Consider the following 22,271-nt stretch of genomic DNA (forward strand, 5'->3'; position numbering starts at 1 on the left):
GCGGTGGTAGATATGTCGGTACGGGACCTGGCCGTCCTCATCACCCCCGTGACCCTCGCAAGGGCAGGGGACTGGTGTCAGGCGCCTTCGCCTCCGGGCAGCAGCCTTCCGAGCAGCGGTGGGGTAGGCCCTGGAGCGGCAGGTTCGTCATCGAAGCCCGCAGGCACTTTGCCTCGCAGGTGCCAGGCAAAGGCGATGATTTCGGCAATGGTCAGGTACAGCGCCTCTGGTATCTGGTCCCCCAGCTCCAGGCGCGCCAGCAGACGCACCAGCTCGGCATTTTCGTAGATCGGCACTTCGTGCTCGCGGGCCAATGCCAGGATGGCCTCGGCCAGCGCATCGTCGCCCTTGGCGGTGAGGGTAGGGGCTTGCTGCCCGTCGTAGAACAGGGCAATCGCCTGCCGTGCAGGTTGGTGCGTCATGCGTTCTCATCCACCCAACGTTGTTCTACCCGCGTACGCGGGCCTTGTGGCGGGATACCAGGATGGCATTCCACATCACCCACATCCAGGCCCCGCGCCAACAGGCGTTCGCGCAAGCTGCCGAGCTGGCTGTCGATCAGCCGGGCTGTCGCCTCGCGTTCCGCCCAAAGCTGGCCACCCAGGCGGCCTTGGCTCAGTTGTGCCTGGACCTGCACCGGGCCAAGGGGCGATAGGTCGAAAGCCAGCTCGATACGCCACAGGGCTTGCAGCGGGTCGGCTGATTCCTGCTGGCGGTCGGCCTGCTGCTGTGGCGTTTCTTCGCGCTGCAGCTTGACCTGCAACGGGATGAACTCCTGGCCGTGACGGATCGGCACTTCGGTTTGCCAGGTGGTCTGCAGGTTGCCGTTTTCCAAGGTACCGGTTTGTTGCAGGCTGCTCATGGCGTGGCTTTGCAGGCGCGACACGGCAGCGGCAGCCAGGCGCAGCAGTTGTTGCAGGTCGCCTTCGTCTTCCATGGCCTTGAGCAGGCGCGACGGCAGCGGGAATGCGCCCGGCTGCGGTTTGGGGCTGACCCGTTCGAGCATGCCCAGCGCACTGCGGGCCAGGGCCGGCATGGTAACGGCCAGGCTGGCGGGCGCCAGGTTGGGCGCCCCGGGTATGCTGGCCGGCGCGACGGTGATCAGCCGCAGCAAGTGCGCCTTGAGGTCGGTGGCGACGCTGGCCGGGAGGCCGCCCAGCAGTTTGGCTTCGAGAAAGGTACCGCTGTTGTTCAGGGCTTGGGCCACTGCCTTGGCATCACCCAGTTGCCGGGCTTCCGGCAGGCCCGCCAGCAGGCGTTCGGCGCTGGCTCGCAGTTCGCCATCGGCGCCCGGGTCGCGGGCCACCTGTTGCAGGGCATTGAGCAGGCCGGGCAGCGAAGCCTGGCGGTTCTGCTGGGTCAGCAGCTGCTGGGCAATGCTGAGCTGGTCCTGGCGGCCGCTGAGCGGTACGAAACGCAGCGACTGGTCGCCTTGCACCAGCGCGCTGAGCAGACTGCCGACGGCCAGCGGTCGCGGGCTGTCCACGCTCAGGGTTGCGCCGGCCTGGGCACTGTTCAGCAGGCTGACCAGCGCCCGGTAGACGGCGGGCTGGCCGGGCGCCTGGGCCAGCGCCTGGTTGGTCAGGACCTTGCCCTGCAGCAGGGTGCCGACCGGCACCTTGCTGGTGTCCAGCTGGGTGAGGGTGGCGACCTGGCTGGCGCTGGCCTGCTGCAGCATGATCGCCAGGCGGTTGCTTTCGGTCTGGCTGACCGTGACCTGGCTACCCTGGGGCAGGGGCTGGCTGGCGCTGGCTTGCAGCTGGGTCTGGGTGCCGTTGGCCAGCATCAGCCGCAGCACCAGCTGGAAGTCCTGGCCCACCTGGCGCAAAGACATGACCTCGGCCTGCGCGGTCTCGCCGGGGGCCATCAAGCCGGGCTGCGGTTGCGTCAGGCGCAGCAGTTCGCCGGTCATGCCCGCCTTGATGGCCTGGGGGCTGATCGCGGTTTGTGCGCCGAGACTATTGATTTCAGTCATGATTGTATACAACCTGTCGAGCCCGCCCTCTTGGCAGCGCGGCGGCGCGTGTAATAATGCCGACCGTCCGTCGTTGCCAGTATAACGGCAGCGAGGGGGGCGACTTGAGATACAGGGCTAGAGGTCGGCGTCGTCTGCTTCGCGGGTAAACCCGCTCCCACAGGTTCAGCGCAGGGTTTGAAAGCTGCGCAAACCTTTGTAGGAGCGGGTTTACCCGCGAAGCAGGCGACGCCGACCTCTAGCCCTACAAAGATAAGGCGAAACCGTGACCCTTCACCTCCAAGCCGCGGGCCTGGCCTGCGAGCGCGACTGGCGCCTGCTGTTCGAGCACCTCGCTTTCGAGCTGCGGCCCGGCGACATGCTGCAGATCAGCGGCCCCAACGGCAGCGGCAAGACCAGCCTGCTGCGCCTGCTGGCCGGCCTGATGCAGCCGACGGCCGGGCAGATCCTGCTGGGCGGCAAGCCACTGGCCGAGCAGCGCCACGCCCTGGCCAGCATCCTGTTGTGGATCGGCCACGCCGCCGGCATCAAGGACCTGCTCACCGCCGAGGAGAACCTCACCTGGTTGTGCGCCCTGCACCAGCCTGCCAGCCGCGAAGCGATCTGGGCGGCACTGGCGGCCGTCGGCCTGCGTGGTTTCGAAGACGTGCCCTGCCACACCCTGTCTGCCGGCCAGCAGCGCCGCGTGGCCCTGGCCCGGCTGTACCTGGCCAGCCCGCCGCTGTGGATCCTCGACGAACCCTTCACCGCCCTCGACAAGCAGGGCGTGGCGCAGCTCGAGGCGCACCTGGCGGCCCACTGCGAGCAGGGCGGCACGGTAGTGCTGACCACCCACCACACGCTGGAACGCAAGCCCTCCGGTTACCGTGAACTGAACCTGGGGCAATGGGCGGCATGAGCGTATTCATCCTGTTGTTGCGCCGCGAAGCGCGCCTGCTGTTCCGCCGCCCGGCCGAGCTGGCCAACCCGTTGGTATTCTTCGCCATCGTGGTTGCGCTGTTCCCGCTGGCAGTCGGCCCGGAAAGCCAATTGTTGCAAACCTTGTCGCCAGGCCTGGTCTGGGTGGCGGCACTGCTGGCGGTGCTGTTGTCGCTGGACGGCCTGTTCCGCAGCGATTTCGAGGACGGCTCGCTGGAACAGTGGGTGCTGTCGCCGCACCCGTTGGCGCTGCTGGTGCTGGCCAAGGTGCTGGCGCACTGGATCTTTTCCGGGCTGGCGCTGGTATTGTTGGCGCCGCTGCTGGCACTGATGCTGGGGCTGCCGAGCCATTGCCTGCCGGTGCTGCTCGGTTCCCTGCTGCTGGGCACGCCGGTGCTGAGCCTGCTGGGCGCGGTGGGCGCGGCGCTGACAGTCGGTCTGAAACGCGGCGGTTTGCTGCTGGCATTGCTGATTCTGCCGTTGTATATCCCTGTATTGATCCTGGGCAGTGGTGCGTTGCAAGCGGCGTTGCAGAATATGCCGGCAACCGGCCACCTGCTCTGGCTCGCCAGCCTGACGGCCCTGGCCGTGACCCTGGCACCCTTTGCGATAGCGGCCGGCCTGAAGATCAGCGTCGGCGAATAACGAGTCCCGGGCTTTCAAGCCCGGCCAATACCCTGGATGTACCCTGATGAAAATAAGCTGGACGTGGTTCCACAAGCTGGGCTCCCCCAAATGGTTCTATGCCATCAGCGGCCGCATGCTGCCGTGGCTTGCCGGCGCTGCCGTGCTCCTGCTGCTGGTCGGCATCACCTGGGGCCTGGCCTTCGCCCCCCAGGACTACCAGCAAGGCAACAGCTTCCGCATCATCTACATCCACGTGCCGGCGGCGATGCTGGCGCAGTCCTGCTACGTGCTGCTGGCAGTGGCCGGGGTGGTGGGGCTGGTATGGAAGATGAAACTGGCCGACGTCGCCTTGCAATGCGCCGCCCCCATCGGTGCCTGGATGACCGCCGTGGCACTGGTCACCGGGGCCATCTGGGGCAAGCCCACCTGGGGAAGCTGGTGGGTCTGGGATGCCCGACTGACGTCCATGCTCATCCTGTTGTTCCTGTACTTCGGCATTATTGCGCTGGGCCAGGCAATCAGTAATCGTGACAGTGCAGCCAAGGCCTGTGCGGTACTGGCGATCGTCGGCGTGGTGAACATCCCGATCATCAAGTACTCGGTGGAGTGGTGGAACACCCTGCACCAGGGCGCCACCTTCACCCTCACCGAAAAGCCGGCGATGCCCGCAGAAATGTGGTTGCCGCTGCTGTGCACCGCGCTGGGCTTCTACTGCTTCTTTGGCGCGGTGCTGTTGCTGCGCATGCGCCTTGAAGTGCTCAAGCGCGAAGCGCGCGCCAGTTGGGTCAAGGACGAAGTATTGAACAGCCTGGGGCGGAGGGCCGCACAATGAGTTTCGCCACCTTCGGTGACTTTCTCGCCATGGGCCACCATGGCCTGTACGTGTGGACGGCCTATGGCATCTGCCTGGCGGTGCTGGCGCTGAATGTCGCCGCGCCCGTGCTGGCCCGCCGTCGCTACCTGCAAGATGAGGCGCGCCGTTTGCGCCGGGAGAACAACCAGTGAATCCGCAGCGCAAGAAACGCCTGTTGCTCATCGTCGGCCTGCTGGTCGGCGTCGGGGTTGCCGTCGGCTTTGCCTTGAGCGCATTGCAGCAGAACATCAACCTGTTCTACACCCCGACCCAGATCGCCAACGGCGAAGCGCCGCTGGACACCCGCATCCGCGCCGGCGGCATGGTCGAGAAAGGTTCGGTACAGCGTTCGTCCGATTCGCTGGACGTGCGCTTCGTGGTCACCGACTTCAACAAGTCGGTGCCGATCACCTACCGTGGCATCCTCCCCGACCTGTTCCGCGAAGGGCAGGGCATCGTCGCCCTCGGCAAGCTCAACGCCGATGGCGTGGTGGTGGCCGATGAAGTACTGGCCAAGCACGACGAGAAGTACATGCCGCCCGAGGTCACCAAGGCCCTGAAGGAAAGCGGCCAGGCCGCCACCGGCGGGGAGGCCAAGCCATGAACGCGGCGCTGGTGATCCCCGAACTCGGCCAGCTGGCGATGATCCTGGCCATCTGCTTTGCCGCCGTGCAGGCCAGCGTACCGCTGCTCGGCGCCTGGCGTGGCGACAGCCTGTGGATGAGCCTGGCGCGGCCGGCGGCCTGGGGGCAGTTCGCCTTCCTGGCCTTTGCCTTCGCCTGCCTGACCCATGCCTTCATGACCGACAACTTCTCGGTCGCCTATGTGGCCAGCAACTCCAACAGCGCCTTGCCCTGGTACTACAAGTTCAGTGCCGTGTGGGGCGCCCACGAAGGTTCGCTGCTGCTGTGGGCGCTGATCCTCGGCGGCTGGACCTTCGCCGTGTCGGTGTTCTCGCGGCAGTTGCCGCAGGTGATGCTGGCCCGCGTGCTGGCGGTAATGGGCATGATCAGCGTGGGCTTCCTGAGCTTCCTGATCATCACCTCCAACCCGTTCCAGCGCCTGCTGCCGCAGGTGCCGACCGATGGCCGCGACCTCAACCCGCTGTTGCAGGACTTTGGCCTGATCGTCCACCCGCCGATGCTGTACATGGGCTACGTCGGGTTCTCGGTGGCCTTCGCCTTCGCCATCGCCGCCTTGCTCGGTGGCCGCCTGGACGCTGCCTGGGCGCGCTGGTCGCGGCCCTGGACCATCGTTGCCTGGGCCTTCCTCGGGGTCGGCATTACCCTGGGCTCGTGGTGGGCCTACTATGAGCTGGGCTGGGGTGGCTGGTGGTTCTGGGACCCGGTGGAAAACGCCTCGTTCATGCCCTGGCTGGTAGGTACGGCGCTGATCCACTCGCTGGCGGTGACAGAGAAGCGCGGGGTATTCAAGAGCTGGACCGTGCTGCTGGCGATTGCCGCGTTCTCGCTGAGCCTGCTGGGTACCTTCCTGGTGCGCTCCGGTGTGCTGACCTCGGTGCACGCGTTTGCCGCCGACCCGTCGCGGGGCATTTTCATCCTGATCTTCCTGCTGTTCGTGGTCGGTGGATCGCTCACCCTGTTCGCCCTGCGCGCACCGGTGGTCAAGAGCCAGGTCGGCTTTGCCCTGTGGTCGCGCGAGACGCTGCTGCTGGCCAACAACCTGGTGCTGGTAGTGGCGGCCTCGATGATTCTGCTCGGTACTCTGTACCCGCTGGTGCTCGATGCGCTGACCGGGGCCAAGCTGTCGGTGGGCCCACCGTATTTCGACGCCTTGTTCCTGCCGCTGATGGCACTGCTGATGGTGGTGCTGGGTGTGGGCGTGGTGGTGCGCTGGAAAGACACCCCCGGCAAATGGCTGGCCAGCATGATGACCCCGGTGCTGCTCGGCAGCGCCATCCTCGCGCCGGTGGCGGGCTTTATCGTCGACGACTTCGACTGGCCGACCCTGACCGCCTTCGCCCTGGCCGCCTGGGTGGTGCTTGGCGGGCTGCGCGACATTCTCGACAAGACCCGCCACAAAGGCCTGCTCAAGGGCCTGCCCGGGCTGGGTCGCAGCTACTGGGGCATGCAGCTGGCGCACCTGGGCCTGGCGGTGTGCGCGCTGGGTGTGGTGCTGTCGAGCAACAACAGCGCCGAACGCGACCTGCGCATGGCGCCGGGCGAGAGCGTGGAACTGGGCGGTTACCACTTCCTGTTCCAGGGTGCCCGGCATTTCGAAGGGCCGAATTTCATTTCCGACAAGGGCACCGTGGTGGTCAGCCGCGATGGCCGTGAAGTGACCACCCTGCACCCGGAGAAACGCCTGTATACCGTGCAGCAGTCGATGATGACCGAAGCCGGCATCGACGCCGGCTTTACCCGCGACTTGTACGTCGCCCTCGGCGAGCCGCTGGAGAACGGTGCCTGGGCGGTACGCGTGCATATCAAGCCTTACGTCCGCTGGATCTGGCTGGGCGGTCTGCTGACCGGCCTGGGCGGGTTGCTGGCGGCCCTCGACCGGCGCTATCGCGTCAAGGTCAAGACCCGGGTGCGTGATGCCCTGGGCGTGTCTGGAGCAGCTGCATGAAGCGTTGGATCATGGTAGTCCCCCTGGCGGTATTTCTGCTGGTGGCGGTGTTCCTCTACAAAGGGCTGTTCCTCAAGCCCGACGAGCTGCCCTCGGCAATGATCGGCAAGCCGTTCCCGGCCTTTTCCCTGGCCTCGACCCAGGGTGACCGTACCCTGACCGAGGCCGACTTGCGGGGCCGCCCGGCACTGGTCAACGTGTGGGCCACCTGGTGCCCGTCGTGCAAGGTCGAGCACCCGTACCTGAACCAGCTGGCCCAGCAGGGCGTGGTGATCCACGGCGTCAACTACAAGGACGACAATGCGGCGGCCCTGAAGTGGCTGGCCGAGTTCCACAACCCGTACCAGCTGGACATTCGTGACGAGCAGGGCAGCCTGGGCCTGGACCTGGGCGTGTATGGCGCGCCGGAAACCTTCCTGATCGATGCCAAGGGCATCATCCGCTACAAGCACGTGGGCGTGGTCGATGCCACGGTCTGGCGTGAGCAGCTGGCGCCGCTGTACCAGGGCCTGGTCGACGAGGCCAAGCCATGAAGCGGGGGCTGGCAGCTGCCGTGCTGGGGCTCTTCATGGGGTTTAGCCTGGCAGGCGTGGCCAAGGCGGCCATCGACACCTACCAGTTCCGCGACGATGCCGAGCGTGAGCGCTACCAGCAGCTGACCAAGGAGCTGCGTTGCCCCAAGTGCCAGAACCAGGACATCGCCGACTCCAACGCGCCGATTGCCGCCGACCTGCGTCGGGAAATCTTCCGCATGCTCGGCGAGGGCAAGAGCAACCAGCAGATCGTCGACTTCATGGTCGACCGCTATGGCGACTTCGTGCGCTACAAGCCGGCGCTCAGCGGGCGTACCTGGCTGTTGTGGTTCGGCCCGGGGATTTTGCTGACCGGTGGTTTCGTGGTACTGGCGCTGATCGTGCGCCGGCGCCGCGGTGCGGCCGTGCAGGGCGCCAATGAGTTGTCCGCCGAAGAACGCGAGCGTCTCGCCAAATTGCTGGAAAAAGAACAGACCCATGATTGAATTCTGGCTTAGCGCGGGCCTGCTGCTGCTCGCTGCCCTCAGCTTCCTGCTGATCCCGATCCTGCGTGGCCGTGGCCGCCAGCAGGAAGAAGACCGCACCGCCCTGAACGTGGCCCTGTACCAGGAGCGCGTCGCCGAACTGGCTGCCCAGCAGGCCGCTGGCGTGCTCGACGAGGCGCAGATGGCCAAGGGCCGTGACGAGGCCGCCCGTGAGCTGCTGGCGGATACCGAAGGTGCCGAGGCCCCGCGCCAGGGGCACCTGGGCAAGGCCCTGCCGTTGCTGGCGGCGCTGCTGGTGCCGCTGCTGGCATTGGGGCTGTACCTGCATTTCGGCGCGGCCGACAAGGTGGAGTTGACCCAGGAGTTTGCCGAGGCGCCCAAGTCGATGGAAGAAATGACTGCCCGCCTGGAACGGGTGGTGCAGGCCCAGCCGGATTCGGCCGAGGCCGTGTACTTCCTGGGCCGAGCCTACATGGCCGAGCAGCGCCCTGCCGATGCCGCGCGTACCTTCGAGCGCGCCGTGGCCTTGGCCGATCGCCAGCCCGAATTGCTCGGGCAGTGGGCCCAGGCGCTGTACTTCGCTGCCGACAAGAAGTGGAGCCCGCAGCTGCAGGCGCTGACTGACGAGGCGCTGAAAGCCGACCCCAACGAAGTGACCAGCCTGGGCCTGCGTGGTATCGCTGCCTTCGAGGGCGAGCGTTACCAGGAAGCTATCGATTACTGGAAGCGCCTGCTGGCGCAGTTGCCGGAAGGTGATACCTCGCGTGCGGCGCTGCAGGGCGGTATCGACCGCGCCGCCGAGCGCCTGGGTGGTTCGCCGGGGCAGGCTGCGGCGCCCGTGGCGGCTCGCTTGAAGGTGCGCGTGGAGCTGGCGGCGGCGTTGAAGGACAAGGTCAAGCCGGACGACACGGTGTTCATCTTCGCCCGCGCCAGCAATGGCCCACCCATGCCGCTGGCAGCCAAGCGGGTGACCGTGGCGCAGTTGCCGATCGAGGTGGAGTTGTCCGATGCTGACGCCATGATGCCGCAGATGAAACTGTCGGACTTTGCCGAAGTCCAACTCGTTGCACGTGTATCACGCGCTGGCCAGCCAACCCATGGCGAGTGGATTGGCCAGGGCACGCCACTGCCCAGCGCCACCCAGGCCATCCAGCACCTGACCATCGACAGTCCCGACCCGTAAGAGAGCAATGCCATGCACAGCATCGTCCGCCTGACCCTGATCACCCTGGCCCTGGGTTTGTCTGCGTGTACGGTGCATGAGCCGTACGAGCAGCCCGAACCACCGATCGAGCGCCTGCCGCCGCCGGGGCCGGCGGTCAAGCCCTTGCCGGACAGGCAACCGGCCCCCGCGCCGAGCAAGCCTGCGGCCACGCCCAAGCCGATGCCACGCACCTCGGCCAGCTTCGCGCCGCCACCTGGCGGGGCGAGCCATTGGGACCCGAAGCTGGGTGTGTATGTGCTGGAGAAGAAACCCAATACCTTCTACCGCCAGCGGACCTACTACCGCTTCGACAACGGCTGGAGCTGGTCGCTGAGCCCGGATGGGCCGTGGCAGGAGACTGACAGCAGCGGTGTGCCGGGTGGTCTGGGGCGTGCGTTCGCCCAGTAGTGGGTTGGTTGCCTGTCCCGGCCCCTTCGCGGGTAAACCCGCTCCCACAGGTACGTCACAAATCTCAAGTGCTGTGATATCCCTGTGGGAGCGGGTTTACCCGCGAAGGGGCCGGGACAGGCAACCAATACAGTACAGTTTTTCCGCAATTACCGATTGACTGTACTGTGCTGTGATTCCGCATAATGCCCCTTCAAGAATAAGGAGGTGGCATGCACAAGACAGTCCTGGTGCTGGTGGAAACCGTCGATGATTACCTGCCCATGCTGGAGCAGGCCGGCTACCGTTTGATCCGCGCCCCTTCGCCGCAACTGCGGGCCGAGGCCATCCAGCGCCATGCCCATGAAATCGATGCCGTGCTCACCCGCGGCCCGCTGGGCCTGACTGCCAGCGAAATCGACACGCTGTCCAAACTGCAGATCATCTGCGTGATCGGTGCCGGCTACGAGCAGGTCGACCTGGCCGCCGCCGCTGCGCGCGGCATCACGGTTACCAACGGCGCCGGGGCCAATGCCGAGGCAGTCGCCGACCACACCCTTGCCCTGCTGCTGGCGCTGTTGCGCGACATTCCCCGCGCCGATGCCAGTACCCGCCGGGGCGAATGGAACCGGGTGATCAGCCCCTCGGTGAGTGGCAAGCGCCTGGGCATTCTCGGCCTTGGTGCGGTGGGCATGGCCATCGCCAGGCGCGCCCATCTGGGCTTCGCCATGCCCGTCAGCTACCACAGCCGCACGCCGCGCCAGGATGTGCCCTACACCTGGTACGACAGCCCGCTGCACCTGGCCGATGCCGTCGACATCCTGGTGGTGGCAACCCCCGGCGGTGCCAACACTCGCCATCTGGTCGATGCACAGGTGCTCGAGGCCCTGGGGGCCGAGGGCTACCTGGTGAACATCGCGCGTGCCAGCGTGGTCGACACCCAGGCCCTGGTCGCCGCGCTGCAGCATGGCCAACTGGCTGGTGCGGCACTGGATGTGTTCGACGACGAGCCGGCTGTACCCGATGCCCTCAAGGCCCTTGGCAACACCGTGCTCACCCCCCACGTGGCCGGCCAGTCGCCGGAGGCGGCGCGCGATACGGTGACCCTGGTGCTGCGCAACCTACAGGCGTTCTTTGCCGGCGAAGCCGTGTTGACCCCGGTACGCCAGTAACCCTTTTCATACATCTGCCTGGCAGCGATCGGGCAACAAGGAGTGTGTGCATGCAACTTGAAATCTTCCAGGTCGATGCGTTTTCCGCCGAACCGTTCGGGGGCAACCCGGCGGCAGTGATCCCGCTGCAAAGCTGGCTGCCGGACGACGTGCTGCAGCGCATTGCCGAAGAGAACAACCTGTCGGAAACCGCCTACTTCGTGCGCAACGGCGAAACCTTCGACCTGCGCTGGTTCACCCCGACCGTGGAAGTGGACCTGTGCGGCCATGCCACCCTGGCCTCGGCCTCTGTGCTGTTCGAACAGCTGGGCGAGCAGGTGCAGGTGCTGCGTTTCAACACCCGCAGTGGCGAGCTGCGGGTCAGCCGCAATGCTGACGGGCTGCTGGCCATGGACTTCCCGGCCAAGCAGCCAGTCGCCGTGGACATGCTGCCGGGCCTGTTGCAGGCGCTGGGCCTTGGCCAGGCACAGGCGCTGTACCGCAGTGACGACTATGTGGTGGTGATCGATGACGCCCTGTTGCTCGACACCCTGAAGCCGGATTTCGTTGCCCTGTCGGCTTTCGATGTGCGCGGTATCGCCGTTACCGCAGCAGGCCGTGGCTTTGATTTCGTCACCCGCTGGTTCGGCCCACGGGTCGGCGTGAACGAAGACCCGGTGACTGGCTCGGCGCACACCTCGCTGGCGCCGATATGGGCAGAGCGTCTGGGTAGGAACGTGCTGAGCTGCGAGCAGGGTGGGGTGCGCAAAGGGCAGCTGCAGTGCGAAGTGCCGGGTAATGGCCGGGTGATCATCAGCGGGCGGGCTGCGTTGTACCTGCGCGGTACCATTTTCATCTAGAAGCTTACGCGATGCCCTGTAGGAGCGGCCTTGTGTCGCGATGGGCCGCAACGCGGCCCATCGATGTCGGTAACACTGCATAGACCCGGGGCTGCTTTGCAGCCCATCGCGACACAAGGCCGCTCCTACAGGAATCGAGCACCTATACTGGTCTGCCCATCCCTTGCTCAAGGAGCCAGCCATGGCCCTGGAAAAACAAGGCACCTGCCTGTGCGGCGCCACCCGGCTCAAGGTCACCGTCGACAACAACCATATCAGCGCCTGCCACTGCAGCATGTGCCGCAAATGGACCGGCGGCCCATTGCTGGTGGTGCATTGCAGCCAGCCACCGGTGATCGAAGGGCGCGCGCCCAGCGTCTATGAGTCTTCCGATTGGGCCCAGCGCGGCTTCTGCGGCCAGTGCGGCACGCACCTGTACTACCGGCTCAAGGCCAATGACTTCCACGCCGTGCCGGTCGGCCTGCTCGACGGCGACCAGGAATGGCATTTCGACTTGCAAATCTTCGTCGAACAGAAACCCGCCTGGTATTGCTTCGCCAACCAGACCAAGGAACTGACTGGCCAGGAAGCCTTCGAGCAGCTCGGCTGATTCAGGCGGCGTGCTGTGATCGATGCGCCAGCACGAAACGCCACGCGAACTTGCCAAACCGGTGCATTCCTGAGAAAAGGGCGGCTTTGTTTCCAGCGTTGGAGTATGCCCCGTGAACCAAGAACTGCAGATCATCGACCTTGTGGAGGGGGATGGCAAAGCCGCCGTCAAAGGCGCCCTGATCACCACCCAGTACACCGGCTGGCTGGCCGACGGCAGCGAGTTCGATTCGTCCTGGTCGCGCGGCAAGCCGTTCCAGTGCGTGATCGGCACGGGTCGGGTAATCAAGGGGTGGGATCAAGGCCTGATGGGCATGCGCGTTGGCGGCAAGCGCAAGCTGCTGGTACCGGCCCACCTGGGCTATGGCGAACGCAGCGTGGGGGCGATTCCGCCGAACTCGGATTTGACCTTCGAGATCGAATTGCTGGAAGTGCTGACGCGGGATGATTGAGTGGCCGTACTGCAACCCGATGTTCTTGCGCCCTACACATTTCAGCAACACCCATCCTCTAATCTAAGCCTTGCCTAGGGAACGGCATCCACCTCCAGGGAGGAACCAAACGGGTTCAGGGCACTCTCACCCTCACTCGTTGCCATGGACGGCATTCACTACAAGGATGCCCCGCGGTGCTGTTGGCGGGGTGATGTGGCGGGTCTACCCGATTCTTTCTGCCACATGGGCCTGTCTTGATGAAGTTGCCAACATTCTTCCGCCGTCGTCGTCACTGGTTGCTGAGCCTGACGCTTACAGCCATAGCCGTACCGCTGGCGCTGGAAGCTGTCGAAAGCCGGGCGCAACCGGTGGATGGCACCCAGACCCTTGTGTTCCTGCGCCACGCCGAGAAGCCGGGCGAGGGGCTGGGCCAGTTGAACTGCCAGGGCCTCAACCGTGCGCTGGACCTGGCTACCGTGCTGCCCGAGCGCTTTGGCAAGGCCGACTACGTGTTCGCTGCCAACCCCTCGCGGCATGTCGAGGAAGGCAGCAAGGACGAAAGCTACAGCTACATTCGCCCGCTGATGACCATCAGCCCCAGCGCCATTCGCCTGGGCCTGCCGGTAAACATCGACTACGGCGCCAACGACACCGACGCACTGGCCGAAGAGCTGCTGCGCGACAAGTACCGTAACGCGACCGTGTACACCGCCTGGTCGCATGGCTACCTCCCTGACCTGATCAATACCGTGGCTGGCAAGGCCCTCGGTGAAGAGCGGGTGATCACCGAGGACTGGAGCGGCGACGACTTCGACACCCTCTACGTCCTGACCCTGACCTGGCACGACGGCAAGGCCAGCCTGCTCAGCCGCAACGTGCGTCAGGGCCTGAATGATGGTGCGCATAGCTGCCCGACCTGATCCGCTGGTACTGTTCTGCCAGGAAACCCTGAACAGAGTGACGATGAAGTTGAGTACACAGCGGTTGGCCAGAATGATACTTCGGCAGGACCGGCCTCTTCGCGGGTAAACCCGCTCCCACAAGTACTGCTCAGGCCCTGAGAGCAATGCGGTCCCTGTGGGAGCGGGTTTACCCGCGAAGAGGCCAGGTCAGGCGAAAGATGCCTAACGCCCGAACCGCACCGGCCAACCCACCACTTTCTTCGCCCGTGGCGTGGCATAGGTACGTACCTTGGAGGTACTCAAGCCCATGCGCACCAGCGATTCGGCTATGGTCACCGCCGCGCTCACACCATCCACCACCGGCACGCCGGTGCGCTGGCGGATCTGCTCGTCCAAACCGGCCATGCCGCCGCAACCCAGGCAGATCACCTCGGCCTTGTCGTCGCGCACGGCGCGTTCTGCCTGCTCGACAATCGCCTCCACGGCGCGCTGTGGGTCGGCTTCCAGCTCCAGCACCGCCAGCCCGCTGGCGCGTACCGATGCGCAGCGGTCATACAGGCCGGAGAGCTTCAGGCGGTCCTCGATCAGCGGCACGGTGCGGTCCAGGGTGGTCACCACCGAGTAGGCATGGCCCAGGTACATCGCCGTGCTGGCGGCGGCATCGGTGATGTCCACCACCGGCACGTTCAGCAGTTCCTGCAGGCCTTCGCGGCCATGTTCGCCGTAACCCGCCTGGATCACGGCGTCGTAAGGGCCTTCGTAGGCCAGCACCCGGTCCATCACTGCGATGGCGGCCAGGTAACTTTCGAAGTTGCCTTCCACCGACTCGGCACCGAACCATGGGGTGAGGCCGATGATTTCGGTGCCGGGTGCGGCCACCGTATGGGCCTGTTCAGCAATGGCTTCGGTGATGGCTTCGGTGGTGTTGACGTTGGCGATCAGAATGCGCATGGGTAGTCCTCCCTGGTCAATGGCTGCTGTGGTCAACGGCGATGCATTCGCCGCTGACGTCGTGGTATTGGCGTTTGCGTGGGGCGATCAGCAGGTACAGGGCGGCGGCGATGCCGGCACCGATCAGCCAGGAGAACGGCGCCACGCCATGGAAGTTGGGCACCAGGGCCAGGACGATGGCCAGCAGTGCGGCCGGCACGAAGGCGGCCACCGCGCGCAGGTTGATGCCCTTGGTGTAGTGGTAGGCGCCGGTCGGGTCTTCGCTGTACAGCTGCGGCACGTTGATGCAGCCTTTGCGCAGCAACCAGTAGTCGGACATGATCACCCCGTACAGCGGGCCGAGCAGGGCACCCAGGCCGGACAGGAAATACACGATCACCAGCGGGCTGTTGTACAGGTTCCACGGCAGGATCAGCACTGCCAGGGTGGCGCTGATCAGCCCGGCGCGGCGGAAGTTCAGGTGACGCGGTGCCAGGTTGCTGAGGACGAAGGCCGGGGCGACGAAGTTGGCCATGATGTTCACCGCCACGGTGACGATCAGGAAGGCCAGGCAGCCCAGTACCAGAAACGCTGTGCTGGGGATGGCGGCGACGATCTGGGTAGGGCTGTCGATGATCTGGCCGTTGATCTGGAACTGCGCGCCGCACAGCACCACGGTGATCACGGCGAACACCAGGATGTTCACCGGCAGGCCCCAGAAATTGCCGACGCGGATGGTCTTGCGGCATGGCGAGGAGCGGGCGAAGTCACAGAAGTTCAGCACCAGGGTGCCGTAGATCGCCAGCCACAGCGCGCCGCCGGCAAAGATGTTGCGCCACATCTCGTAGCCGGTCAGCGGTTCGGCCACCGACCAGGCGATGCGGGCGTCGGCCTTGAAGTACATGAACACTGCCAGGGCGGCGACGGTCAGCAGGATCACCGGGCCGGCAAAGGCCTCGTAGCGGCGCACCATCTCCATGCCGTAGGCCAGGATCACCAGCTGCACCAGCCAGATCGACACGAAGCATGCCCAGCCCAGGCTCGACAGGCCGAGGATACTGTCATGGTCATAGGCTGCCATTTGCGGCCATACGGCGGTGAGCAGCACGCGCAGCACCACCGAAGCCAGGTAGGTCTGGATGCCGAACCAGGCGATGGCGATGACCGCGCGGATCAGCGCCGGGATCTGCGCGCCGTGGATGCCGAAGGCGATGCGGCTGATGACTGGGAACGGCACGCCGGTCTTCTGCCCCATGTAGCCGGACAGGTTCATGAAGAAGTACACCAGCGCCGCGCCGATGGCCAGCGACAGCAGGATCTGCCAGCCACCCAGGCCGAGGGCGAACAAGCCCATGGCGAACGAGTAGTTGGCGATGTTGTGCACATCGTTGGTCCACAGCGCGAAGATGCTGTAGCCGCCCCAGCGGCGGCCTTCGATGCGCGTCGGGGCGAGGTCGCGGTTATGCAGGCGCGGGCTCAGGGCAAGTTCCGGCTGGCTGCCGGCGAGAGGGGAAGCGGGGTGGGTGCTGGCGACGGATAGTTCAGGGGCAAGGTCGAGGCTGGTACTCATTCCGGCGGGCTCCTGATGCACGTGGACTGCGATGAGCGGGCATGCGCACGGGCTCGCCATCTCGTCGGTGCAGCGTTGGCATCTCAGGGTTTGGGGCGCGGCGGCCGATGTTGGGTCGGCGTCGCGGGTTCTTGTGTATTTATGTTTTGCTTGGTTTGTATACAAAACACGAACACACAAAAGCGAGTTCCATGCCAAGGAAAAAGCAAACTTCAGCTGGCTATCATTTCGAATCTATCTTATTGAAATATAAGTTGATGAAATGAAGGGGATATAAGTTGACCAAATGAACAGGTTTAAATTTTTCGAGGATGATTTAGTTGATCATTTGGTCAGAATAAGTTGTGGGAAGTGTGTAACGTATTGGGGCGTGATCTTGGAAAGTGCACACAAAAACGGCACTTATGGTGACATTCTTGTGTACAAAAATTAGTCAGCTTTTTCCTGGGTCGGCCTCTTCGCGGGTGAACCCGCTCCCACAAGTACGCCACAGCATTCAGGCCCTTCGAGATCCTGTGGGAGCGGGTTTACCCGCGAAGGGGCGCGTACAGGCAAAACTCAATCCATCGGCGGCAACCGCCGCTTCACCGGGCTTTTCTTGATGATGGCGGTGTTGGTCTCGGCCAGCACATTGATGCGGTCGAGCAGGGTATCCAGCTGCTCCATCGAGCGCACATGCAGCCGAGCGATGAAGCAATCCTCGCCAGTAACCTTGTCGCACTCGGTGAACTCGGGAATGGCGACGATCTGCCGTTCCACCTCCTGCAGCTGCCCGGGTAGCGGGCGGATGCGCACGATAGCCTGCAGCTGGTAGCCAAAGGCGCGCGGGTCGACCTCTACGGTGTAACCGCGCAACACGCCGCGTTCCTCCAGGCGGCGCAGGCGTTCGCTGACGCTGGGCGCCGACAGCCCGCTGATTTGCGCCAGGGCCTTGAGCGAGCGGCGCGAGTCTTCCATGAGCGCGTTGATCAGCAGTTGGTCGATGGCATCGGTCATGGTCACCTCAATCAGGTAGTTCGCGTGATTTGCCTTGATAGTAAAGGCAAACATGCCAATCTTCCTTCGTTATCCGCTGGAAGGGCGGCCAGCAACCTTTGCATACTGTTGCCGTCTTCAACAGGAGGTGTGAGATGGACAGTTCATTGCGTCGTGGCTCGCTGGAAATGGTCGCTGCCATGCTGATTTCCGGGACCATCGGTTGGTTCGTGCTGGTGTCCGGCCAGCCGGTGCTCGAGGTGGTGTTCTGGCGCTGCGTGTTCGGTGCCGTGACCTTGCTGGCGATCTGCGCGGGGTTCGGCTTCCTGCGGCCGGGCGTGATCAGCCGCACGGCGTTCCTGCTGGCGATTGCCAGCGGTGTGGCCATCGTCGGCAACTGGGTGCTGCTGTTCGCCTCCTACTCGCGGGCGTCGATTGCCATCGGCACGGCGGTGTACAACGTGCAGCCGTTCATGCTGGTGGGGCTGGCGGCAGTATTCCTGGGCGAGAAGATCACCCTGGCCAAGGTCACCTGGCTGAGCGTGGCGTTCCTCGGCATGCTGGCCATCGTCAGTGCCCATGGCGCAGGGCAGGGTGGCGGTGAGGACTATTTGCTGGGCATTGCGCTGGCGCTGGGGGCGGCCTTCCTGTATGCCATCGCGGCGTTGATCATCAAGCGCCTGAGTGGCACGCCACCGCACCTGATCGCGCTGATCCAGGTGGCCACGGGTGTGCTGTTGCTGGCGCCGTGGGTCAAGCTTGGCGGGTTGCCGGGTGAAGTGCCGGCGCTGGCCAGCCTGGTGACCTTGGGCATGGTGCACACCGGCTTGATGTATGTGTTGCTGTACAGCGCCATCCAGCGCTTGCCCACGGCGCTGACCGGGGCACTGTCGTTCATCTACCCGATTGCGGCGATTCTGGTGGACTGGGTGGCGTTCGGGCACCGGCTGGCACCGTTGCAGTGGCTGGGGGTGGCGTTGATCCTGCTGGCGGCGGCGGGGATGCAGCAGGGGTGGTGGTTCAGGCCAGCGCGGGTTGTGGCAGAGGAATGAGGTGGTCTTGCGGGCCCTTTCGCGGGTAAACCCGCTCCCACAGGTGCTGCACACGGTTCGGGCCTGTGGTGATCCTGTGGGAGCGGGTTTACCCGCGAAAGGGCCCGCAAGGTAGAATGCCGCTTTTACCAGCTTGCGACCCATGATGACTTCGCCGATCCAGACTCTGGAGCAACACCTGCTCGCCGCCCTCGACCCTGCCCCGCAGGAAACCCGCCGCCTGTTCCACGGCCGCGGCCGCTGCTGGGCGGGCCTGGAGCAGGTCACCGTCGACTGGCTGCAAGGCGTGCTGTCGGTCGCTCTGTTCCGCGAGCCGGCGCAAGGCCAGCTGGCCGAACTGGAGGCCATGCTGCGTACTCTCGCCGAGCGCCCGCAGTGGGCTGGCCAGGCCATCCTTCTCCAGCATCGCTACCTGCCCGACAGCCCGGGCCAGTGGTTGCTGGGCGAACCGTGCCAGCAGCGCGAGGTGGTCGAGGACGGGCTGACCTACCTGCTGGACCTGGGCGTGCGGCAGAACAATGGCCTGTTCCTCGACATGCGCTATGGTCGGCGCTGGGTGCGCGAGCAGGCGGCGGGCAAGCGCGTGCTGAACCTGTTCGCCTACACCTGCGGATTCTCGGTGGCGGCGATTGCCGGTGGCGCCGAGCAGGTGGTGAACCTGGACATGGCCAAGTCGGCGTTGTCCCGGGGCCGCGACAACCACCGCCTCAATGGCCACGATGCGTCGCGCGTGGCGTACCTGGGGCACGAGCTGTTCAAGTCCTGGGGCAAGGTGCGCAAGTACGGGCCTTATGACCTGATCATCATCGACCCGCCGACCTTCCAGCGCGGCAGCTTTGTGCTGACCCAGGATTACGCGAAGATCCTGCGGCGCTTGCCGGAGTTGTTGAGCGAGGGCGGGACGGTGCTGGCGTGCGTGAACGACCCGGGCATCGGGCCGGAGTTCCTGATCGAGGGGATGGCGGAGCAGGCGCCGTCGCTGGCATTCGTCGAGCGGCTGGAGAACCCGCCGGAGTTTCCTGACGTGGACCCGGCGGGGGGCTTGAAGGCCCTGGTATTCCGTCAGGTCTGATGTTGCCCTTGCTGGCCTCTTCGCGGGTAAACCCGCTCCCACAAGTACAGTGCAAAACCTGAGGGCTGTGGGGTTCCTGTGGGAGCGGCTTTAGCCGCGAAGAGGCCGGTAAGGCTTACATCAATTACTGATTGTTGGTGTAGATCTGGTCAAACACCCCACCATCATTGAAGTGGGTCTTCTGCACGGTGCGCCAGTCACCGAAGGTCTTCTCTACCGACAGGAAGTCCACTTTCGGGAAGCGGTCGGTGTACTTGGCCAGTACCGTCGCATCACGCGGGCGCAGGTAGTTCTGTGCGGCGATTTCCTGAGCGGCTGGCGACCACAGGTACTTCAGGTATTCCTCGGCCGCGGCCTGGGTGCCTTTCTTCGCCACCACCTTGTCGACCACGCTGACCGGCGGCTCGGCTTCGGCCGACACGCTCGGGTAGACCACTTCGAACTGGTCGCGGCCGAACTCGCGGGCGATCATTTCGGCTTCGTTCTCGAAGGTCACCAGCACGTCACCGATCTGGTTGGTCATGAAGGTGGTGGTGGCGGCACGGCCACCGGTGTCCAATACCGGCGCCTGCTTGAACAGCTTGCCGACAAAGTCCTTGGCCTTGTTTTCATCACCGCCTTGCTTTAGCACATAGCCCCAGGCCGACAGGTAGGTGTAGCGGCCGTTACCCGAGGTCTTGGGGTTGGGCACGATCACCTGTACGCCATCCTTGAGCAGGTCGGGCCAGTCTTTCAGCGCCTTGGGGTTACCCTTGCGCACGATGAACACAGTGGCCGAGGTGAACGGCGCGCTGTTGTTTGGCAGGCGGGTTACCCAGTTGTCCGGCACCAGCTTGCCGTTGTCGGCCAGGGCGTTGATGTCGGTGGCCATGTTCATGGTGATGACATCGGCCGGCAGGCCATCGATCACCGCTCGCGCCTGCTTGCTCGAGCCGCCGAAGGACATCTGCACGTTGACCTTCTCGTTGTGCTCGGCTTCCCAGTGCTTCTGGAAGGCCGGGTTGTAGTCCTTGTAGAAGTCCCGCATCACGTCGTAGGAAACGTTGAGCAGGGTGGGGGCGGCCTGGGCGAAATTGCCCAGGGCAAGGCCTGCGGCGAGCAGCGAGGCGGTGAAGAGTTTTTTCACGTTGCTTCCTTGTTATCGAGAAGGTGTTGGCAGTTTGCCTGCGACTATAGCGGGTGGGTTTGTGGGGGTTAAAGAACAAAAAACACTTTGGTTATGCTTCTGCCTGTTCTGGCCCTTTCGCGGGTAAACCCGCTCCCACAGGGACCGCGCACGGTTCGGGTATGTGGTGATCCTGTGGGAGCGGGTTTACCCGCGAAAGGGCCGGAACAGGCGGAATCATTGCTTGGGAAACAGCACATTCCCGCACCGCGAACAGAACGCCGCGCCATGCTCATGGCTCTTCTTGCTGCAGGTCGGGCAATCATGCTGCAGCTGCTCCCCGCGCATGGCATTGGCCAGCTCGGCGGTAAAGATCCCGGTCGGTACGGCGATGATCGAATAACCGGTAATCATCACCAGCGACGACAGCACCTGCCCCAGCGGGGTCTTCGGCACGATGTCGCCGAAGCCCACCGTCGTCAGGGTAACGATGGCCCAGTAGATACCCTTGGGAATGCTGGTAAAGCCATGCTCAGGCCCTTCGATCACATACATCAAGGTGCCGAACACCGTCACCAGGGTCGATACCGTCACCAGGAACACGATGATCTTCTGCTTGCTGCCGCGCAGCGCCTCCATCAGGTAATGGGCCTGCTTGAGGTACGGGCTGAGCTTGAGCACACGGAAGATCCGCAGCATCCGTATCACGCGGATGATCAGCAGGTACTGGGCGTCGCTGTAGTACAGCGCGATGATCCCCGGCACGATCGCCAGCAGATCGACCAGGCCATAAAAGCTGAAGGCATAGCGCAAAGGCTTTGGCGAGCAGTACAGGCGGGTGAGGTACTCGGCCAGGAAGATCGCGGTAAAGCCCCACTCGACACCCGCCAGCAGGCCGGCGTAACCCTGGTGCACTTCGTCGATGCTGTCGAGGATGACGGTAACCAGGCTGGCCAGGATGATCAGCAGGAGGATCTTGTCGAAGCGTCTTCCAGCCACGGTATCGGTCTGGAAGACCATGATGTAGAGGCGTTCGCGTACGGATTGCGAGGTTTGCATGGCTTGTGTTCCGAGTGCGTAAGCAGCAAGCCTAGAAGGTCAATGCTTGGCCCTGCAACAGGGGGAACTGGTAAAAGTGCCAGTTTTCTAGACGTATGCGCAGGTCGCAAAATGGCGGCGTACGAACATTGGTGCGGGCGCGATCATGAGGAAAGCAGCTAAGCAGCGGGGATTGATGCAACAGGTGCTGTCGTACACAGCCTATGGGCATTTGCCGGCAATGGTGACTGCCGGGGTGGGGTTCAACGGTGAGTTGCGCGATGGTGTCACGCAGGGCTATGCGTTGGGCAATGGACATCGCTTTTATCTCCCTGCGTTGATGCGGTTTCTATGTCCGGATGCGTTGAGTCCGTTTGGCAGAGGCGGCGTGAATGCCTACATGTATTGCGGTGGTGATCCTGTGAACCATATTGACCCTTCAGGGAAAACGATCGTGAAAACCGGATTCGGTAAGTTCATGAAAAAGAACAATATAGACTTGGCGCATCGGAAGAGAGCCAAAAGATATTTACGCGAGCCGATGCAGGCAATTGCAGAGCAGGAGGGGTCGTATAGGTTTACGGCAAAGGTAGGTTCATCTTACATTGAGGTGAATGTGAAGAATGGAAGCTTTACATATGAGTCTAAAATAGGTTTCGATTTATTGTCGGAAGCTGCTCGATACCAGAAACATGGCATTGTAGTGAGTCTCCAGGAAGTTCCCCTGATACGGCCTGACAGAGGTTTTTCATCGAAAATGGACCATGTGAGTTCAGCGAGAGTTGTCGAAACACCTGCGATCCTTCCGGTAATTTCTCAACCAGCCCCTGCAGTGCTCAATTTAAGATCTGGCTCGAGTCTCCACCCGGGTGATTCTTCTGAGGCTTAGCAGAGTATAAACAGTGTCACACCAGTGCATTTTCCGAGGGTGAAGCAGTAAGCCTAGAGAGCCTTTGTTGAAGGGTGCAACGAGTGAACTGGTAAAAGTGCTAGTTACCTGCAGCGTTCAGGTCATAGCAAAAT

Annotated in this window: 25 protein-coding genes; 18 read left to right on the plus strand and 7 right to left on the minus strand. The window is 63.9% G+C overall.

Translation table 11 applies throughout. The annotated features are described in order from the left end of the window. Positions 1–77: 77 nt before the first annotated feature. Together CAG46_RS04340 and CAG46_RS04345 are read right to left on the minus strand one after the other, a co-directional pair. On the minus strand, positions 78–422 hold the full coding sequence (locus CAG46_RS04340; protein WP_085614518.1) for an EscU/YscU/HrcU family type III secretion system export apparatus switch protein: 345 nt from the start codon (positions 420–422) through the stop codon (positions 78–80). After that, positions 419–1,975 (minus strand): flagellar hook-length control protein FliK, encoded by a 1,557-nt coding sequence (locus tag CAG46_RS04345; protein WP_085614517.1) that lies wholly within the window; start codon positions 1,973–1,975, stop codon positions 419–421. The genes CAG46_RS04340 and CAG46_RS04345 overlap by 4 nt, the downstream gene beginning before the upstream one ends. 265 nt (positions 1,976–2,240) lie before the next feature. Here CAG46_RS04345 and ccmA point away from each other — a divergent pair, with 265 nt between their 5' ends. From ccmA to CAG46_RS04420, 15 genes are all read left to right on the plus strand, one after another. Then, on the plus strand, positions 2,241–2,873 hold the full coding sequence (gene ccmA / locus CAG46_RS04350) for a cytochrome c biogenesis heme-transporting ATPase CcmA (protein ID WP_013973564.1): 633 nt from the start codon (positions 2,241–2,243) through the stop codon (positions 2,871–2,873). After that, complete coding sequence (gene ccmB, locus CAG46_RS04355; protein WP_013973563.1) at positions 2,861–3,538, plus strand: heme exporter protein CcmB; 678 nt, start codon at positions 2,861–2,863, stop codon at positions 3,536–3,538. Before ccmA ends, ccmB begins: the two co-directional genes overlap by 13 nt. 46 nt (positions 3,539–3,584) lie before the next feature. Beyond that, positions 3,585–4,352 (plus strand): heme ABC transporter permease, encoded by a 768-nt coding sequence (locus CAG46_RS04360; RefSeq protein ID WP_012273476.1) that lies wholly within the window; start codon positions 3,585–3,587, stop codon positions 4,350–4,352. Further along, on the plus strand, positions 4,349–4,525 hold the full coding sequence (gene ccmD, locus CAG46_RS04365) for a heme exporter protein CcmD (RefSeq protein WP_013973562.1): 177 nt from the start codon (positions 4,349–4,351) through the stop codon (positions 4,523–4,525). Before CAG46_RS04360 ends, ccmD begins: the two co-directional genes overlap by 4 nt. Continuing rightward, complete coding sequence (gene ccmE, locus CAG46_RS04370) at positions 4,522–4,977, plus strand: cytochrome c maturation protein CcmE (protein ID WP_019096399.1); 456 nt, start codon at positions 4,522–4,524, stop codon at positions 4,975–4,977. The genes ccmD and ccmE overlap by 4 nt, the downstream gene beginning before the upstream one ends. A gap of 11 nt (positions 4,978–4,988) precedes the next feature. Beyond that, positions 4,989–6,962 (plus strand): heme lyase CcmF/NrfE family subunit, encoded by a 1,974-nt coding sequence (locus tag CAG46_RS04375; RefSeq protein WP_015271186.1) that lies wholly within the window; start codon positions 4,989–4,991, stop codon positions 6,960–6,962. Then, on the plus strand, positions 6,959–7,495 hold the full coding sequence (locus tag CAG46_RS04380; RefSeq protein ID WP_023663391.1) for a DsbE family thiol:disulfide interchange protein: 537 nt from the start codon (positions 6,959–6,961) through the stop codon (positions 7,493–7,495). The genes CAG46_RS04375 and CAG46_RS04380 overlap by 4 nt, the downstream gene beginning before the upstream one ends. Beyond that, positions 7,492–7,980 carry a cytochrome c-type biogenesis protein gene (locus tag CAG46_RS04385; protein WP_085614516.1) on the plus strand — a complete coding sequence of 163 codons (489 nt, stop codon included), beginning with the start codon at positions 7,492–7,494 and terminating at the stop codon, positions 7,978–7,980. Before CAG46_RS04380 ends, CAG46_RS04385 begins: the two co-directional genes overlap by 4 nt. Next, positions 7,973–9,163, plus strand: a complete 1,191-nt coding sequence (gene ccmI / locus CAG46_RS04390; protein WP_085614515.1) for a c-type cytochrome biogenesis protein CcmI — start codon at positions 7,973–7,975, stop codon at positions 9,161–9,163. Before CAG46_RS04385 ends, ccmI begins: the two co-directional genes overlap by 8 nt. A 12-nt stretch (positions 9,164–9,175) precedes the next feature. Continuing rightward, positions 9,176–9,592: a hypothetical protein gene (locus CAG46_RS04395; RefSeq protein WP_025340051.1), complete on the plus strand. Its 417-nt coding sequence runs from the start codon at positions 9,176–9,178 to the stop codon at positions 9,590–9,592. Between the two features lie 212 nt (positions 9,593–9,804). Beyond that, positions 9,805–10,743, plus strand: a complete 939-nt coding sequence (locus CAG46_RS04400; protein WP_085614514.1) for a 2-hydroxyacid dehydrogenase — start codon at positions 9,805–9,807, stop codon at positions 10,741–10,743. Between the two features lie 50 nt (positions 10,744–10,793). Continuing rightward, on the plus strand, positions 10,794–11,582 hold the full coding sequence (locus CAG46_RS04405; protein WP_085614513.1) for a PhzF family phenazine biosynthesis protein: 789 nt from the start codon (positions 10,794–10,796) through the stop codon (positions 11,580–11,582). A 181-nt stretch (positions 11,583–11,763) separates the two neighbouring features. After that, positions 11,764–12,171: a GFA family protein gene (locus tag CAG46_RS04410; protein ID WP_085614512.1), complete on the plus strand. Its 408-nt coding sequence runs from the start codon at positions 11,764–11,766 to the stop codon at positions 12,169–12,171. 112 nt (positions 12,172–12,283) lie between these two features. Then, on the plus strand, positions 12,284–12,622 hold the full coding sequence (locus tag CAG46_RS04415; RefSeq protein WP_085614511.1) for an FKBP-type peptidyl-prolyl cis-trans isomerase: 339 nt from the start codon (positions 12,284–12,286) through the stop codon (positions 12,620–12,622). Positions 12,623–12,861: 239 nt separating this feature from the next. Beyond that, positions 12,862–13,524, plus strand: coding sequence for a histidine phosphatase family protein (locus CAG46_RS04420; RefSeq protein WP_075045897.1), 663 nt, complete (start codon positions 12,862–12,864; stop codon positions 13,522–13,524). A gap of 204 nt (positions 13,525–13,728) precedes the next feature. On the opposite strand, the gene CAG46_RS04430 is transcribed toward CAG46_RS04420, so the two are convergent. The 3 genes from CAG46_RS04430 to CAG46_RS04440 all read right to left on the minus strand — a co-directional run bounded on the left by CAG46_RS04430 (position 13,729) and on the right by CAG46_RS04440 (position 17,002). Further along, a complete protein-coding gene (locus CAG46_RS04430) occupies positions 13,729–14,457 on the minus strand; it encodes an aspartate/glutamate racemase family protein (protein ID WP_085614509.1) in 729 nt (242 codons plus the stop codon). Positions 14,458–14,473: 16 nt separating this feature from the next. Further along, entirely contained in the window at positions 14,474–16,006 is a 1,533-nt protein-coding gene (locus CAG46_RS04435; RefSeq protein WP_085614508.1) for an NCS1 family nucleobase:cation symporter-1, read from the minus strand. 558 nt (positions 16,007–16,564) lie between these two features. Then, entirely contained in the window at positions 16,565–17,002 is a 438-nt protein-coding gene (locus CAG46_RS04440; protein WP_075047026.1) for an Lrp/AsnC family transcriptional regulator, read from the minus strand. Between the two features lie 134 nt (positions 17,003–17,136). Between CAG46_RS04440 and CAG46_RS04445 the strand changes: the two genes are divergently transcribed. After that, complete coding sequence (locus CAG46_RS04445; RefSeq protein WP_024087447.1) at positions 17,137–18,033, plus strand: DMT family transporter; 897 nt, start codon at positions 17,137–17,139, stop codon at positions 18,031–18,033. Positions 18,034–18,178: 145 nt separating this feature from the next. Next, positions 18,179–19,105 carry a class I SAM-dependent methyltransferase gene (locus CAG46_RS04450; protein WP_085593517.1) on the plus strand — a complete coding sequence of 309 codons (927 nt, stop codon included), beginning with the start codon at positions 18,179–18,181 and terminating at the stop codon, positions 19,103–19,105. A gap of 124 nt (positions 19,106–19,229) precedes the next feature. Here CAG46_RS04450 and CAG46_RS04455 read toward each other — a convergent pair whose 3' ends face one another. Continuing rightward, entirely contained in the window at positions 19,230–20,231 is a 1,002-nt protein-coding gene (locus CAG46_RS04455; RefSeq protein ID WP_015271174.1) for a sulfate ABC transporter substrate-binding protein, read from the minus strand. 216 nt (positions 20,232–20,447) lie between these two features. Continuing rightward, positions 20,448–21,269: an ion transporter gene (locus tag CAG46_RS04460; RefSeq protein WP_085614507.1), complete on the minus strand. Its 822-nt coding sequence runs from the start codon at positions 21,267–21,269 to the stop codon at positions 20,448–20,450. Positions 21,270–21,444: 175 nt separating this feature from the next. Here CAG46_RS04460 and CAG46_RS29280 point away from each other — a divergent pair, with 175 nt between their 5' ends. Next, entirely contained in the window at positions 21,445–22,137 is a 693-nt protein-coding gene (locus tag CAG46_RS29280; protein WP_371917535.1) for an RHS repeat-associated core domain-containing protein, read from the plus strand. Positions 22,138–22,271: the final 134 nt, after the last annotated feature.

Source organism: Pseudomonas sp. B23(2017) (assembly GCF_002113725.1).
In the GTDB taxonomy this organism is placed as follows: Bacteria; Pseudomonadota; Gammaproteobacteria; order Pseudomonadales; family Pseudomonadaceae; genus Aquipseudomonas; species Aquipseudomonas putida_Z.

Excerpts from the sequence above, each read along its gene's own strand:
- CAG46_RS04340 (WP_085614518.1), bottom strand. The coding sequence starts at position 422 with ATGACGCACCAACCTGCACGGCAGGCGATTGCCCTGTTCTACGACGGG.
- CAG46_RS04460 (WP_085614507.1), bottom strand. The coding sequence starts at position 21,269 with ATGCAAACCTCGCAATCCGTACGCGAACGCCTCTACATCATGGTCTTC.
- CAG46_RS04400 (WP_085614514.1), top strand. The coding sequence starts at position 9,805 with ATGCACAAGACAGTCCTGGTGCTGGTGGAAACCGTCGATGATTACCTG.
- CAG46_RS04440 (WP_075047026.1), bottom strand. The coding sequence starts at position 17,002 with ATGACCGATGCCATCGACCAACTGCTGATCAACGCGCTCATGGAAGAC.
- CAG46_RS04445 (WP_024087447.1), top strand. The coding sequence starts at position 17,137 with ATGGACAGTTCATTGCGTCGTGGCTCGCTGGAAATGGTCGCTGCCATG.
- CAG46_RS04385 (WP_085614516.1), top strand. The coding sequence starts at position 7,492 with ATGAAGCGGGGGCTGGCAGCTGCCGTGCTGGGGCTCTTCATGGGGTTT.
- ccmD (WP_013973562.1), top strand. The coding sequence starts at position 4,349 with ATGAGTTTCGCCACCTTCGGTGACTTTCTCGCCATGGGCCACCATGGC.
- CAG46_RS04430 (WP_085614509.1), bottom strand. The coding sequence starts at position 14,457 with ATGCGCATTCTGATCGCCAACGTCAACACCACCGAAGCCATCACCGAA.
- CAG46_RS04435 (WP_085614508.1), bottom strand. The coding sequence starts at position 16,006 with ATGAGTACCAGCCTCGACCTTGCCCCTGAACTATCCGTCGCCAGCACC.
- CAG46_RS04345 (WP_085614517.1), bottom strand. The coding sequence starts at position 1,975 with ATGACTGAAATCAATAGTCTCGGCGCACAAACCGCGATCAGCCCCCAG.
- CAG46_RS04405 (WP_085614513.1), top strand. The coding sequence starts at position 10,794 with ATGCAACTTGAAATCTTCCAGGTCGATGCGTTTTCCGCCGAACCGTTC.
- ccmI (WP_085614515.1), top strand. The coding sequence starts at position 7,973 with ATGATTGAATTCTGGCTTAGCGCGGGCCTGCTGCTGCTCGCTGCCCTC.
- CAG46_RS04410 (WP_085614512.1), top strand. The coding sequence starts at position 11,764 with ATGGCCCTGGAAAAACAAGGCACCTGCCTGTGCGGCGCCACCCGGCTC.
- CAG46_RS04395 (WP_025340051.1), top strand. The coding sequence starts at position 9,176 with ATGCACAGCATCGTCCGCCTGACCCTGATCACCCTGGCCCTGGGTTTG.
- ccmB (WP_013973563.1), top strand. The coding sequence starts at position 2,861 with ATGGGCGGCATGAGCGTATTCATCCTGTTGTTGCGCCGCGAAGCGCGC.
- CAG46_RS04360 (WP_012273476.1), top strand. The coding sequence starts at position 3,585 with ATGAAAATAAGCTGGACGTGGTTCCACAAGCTGGGCTCCCCCAAATGG.
- CAG46_RS29280 (WP_371917535.1), top strand. The coding sequence starts at position 21,445 with ATGCAACAGGTGCTGTCGTACACAGCCTATGGGCATTTGCCGGCAATG.
- CAG46_RS04380 (WP_023663391.1), top strand. The coding sequence starts at position 6,959 with ATGAAGCGTTGGATCATGGTAGTCCCCCTGGCGGTATTTCTGCTGGTG.
- CAG46_RS04450 (WP_085593517.1), top strand. The coding sequence starts at position 18,179 with ATGACTTCGCCGATCCAGACTCTGGAGCAACACCTGCTCGCCGCCCTC.
- CAG46_RS04420 (WP_075045897.1), top strand. The coding sequence starts at position 12,862 with ATGAAGTTGCCAACATTCTTCCGCCGTCGTCGTCACTGGTTGCTGAGC.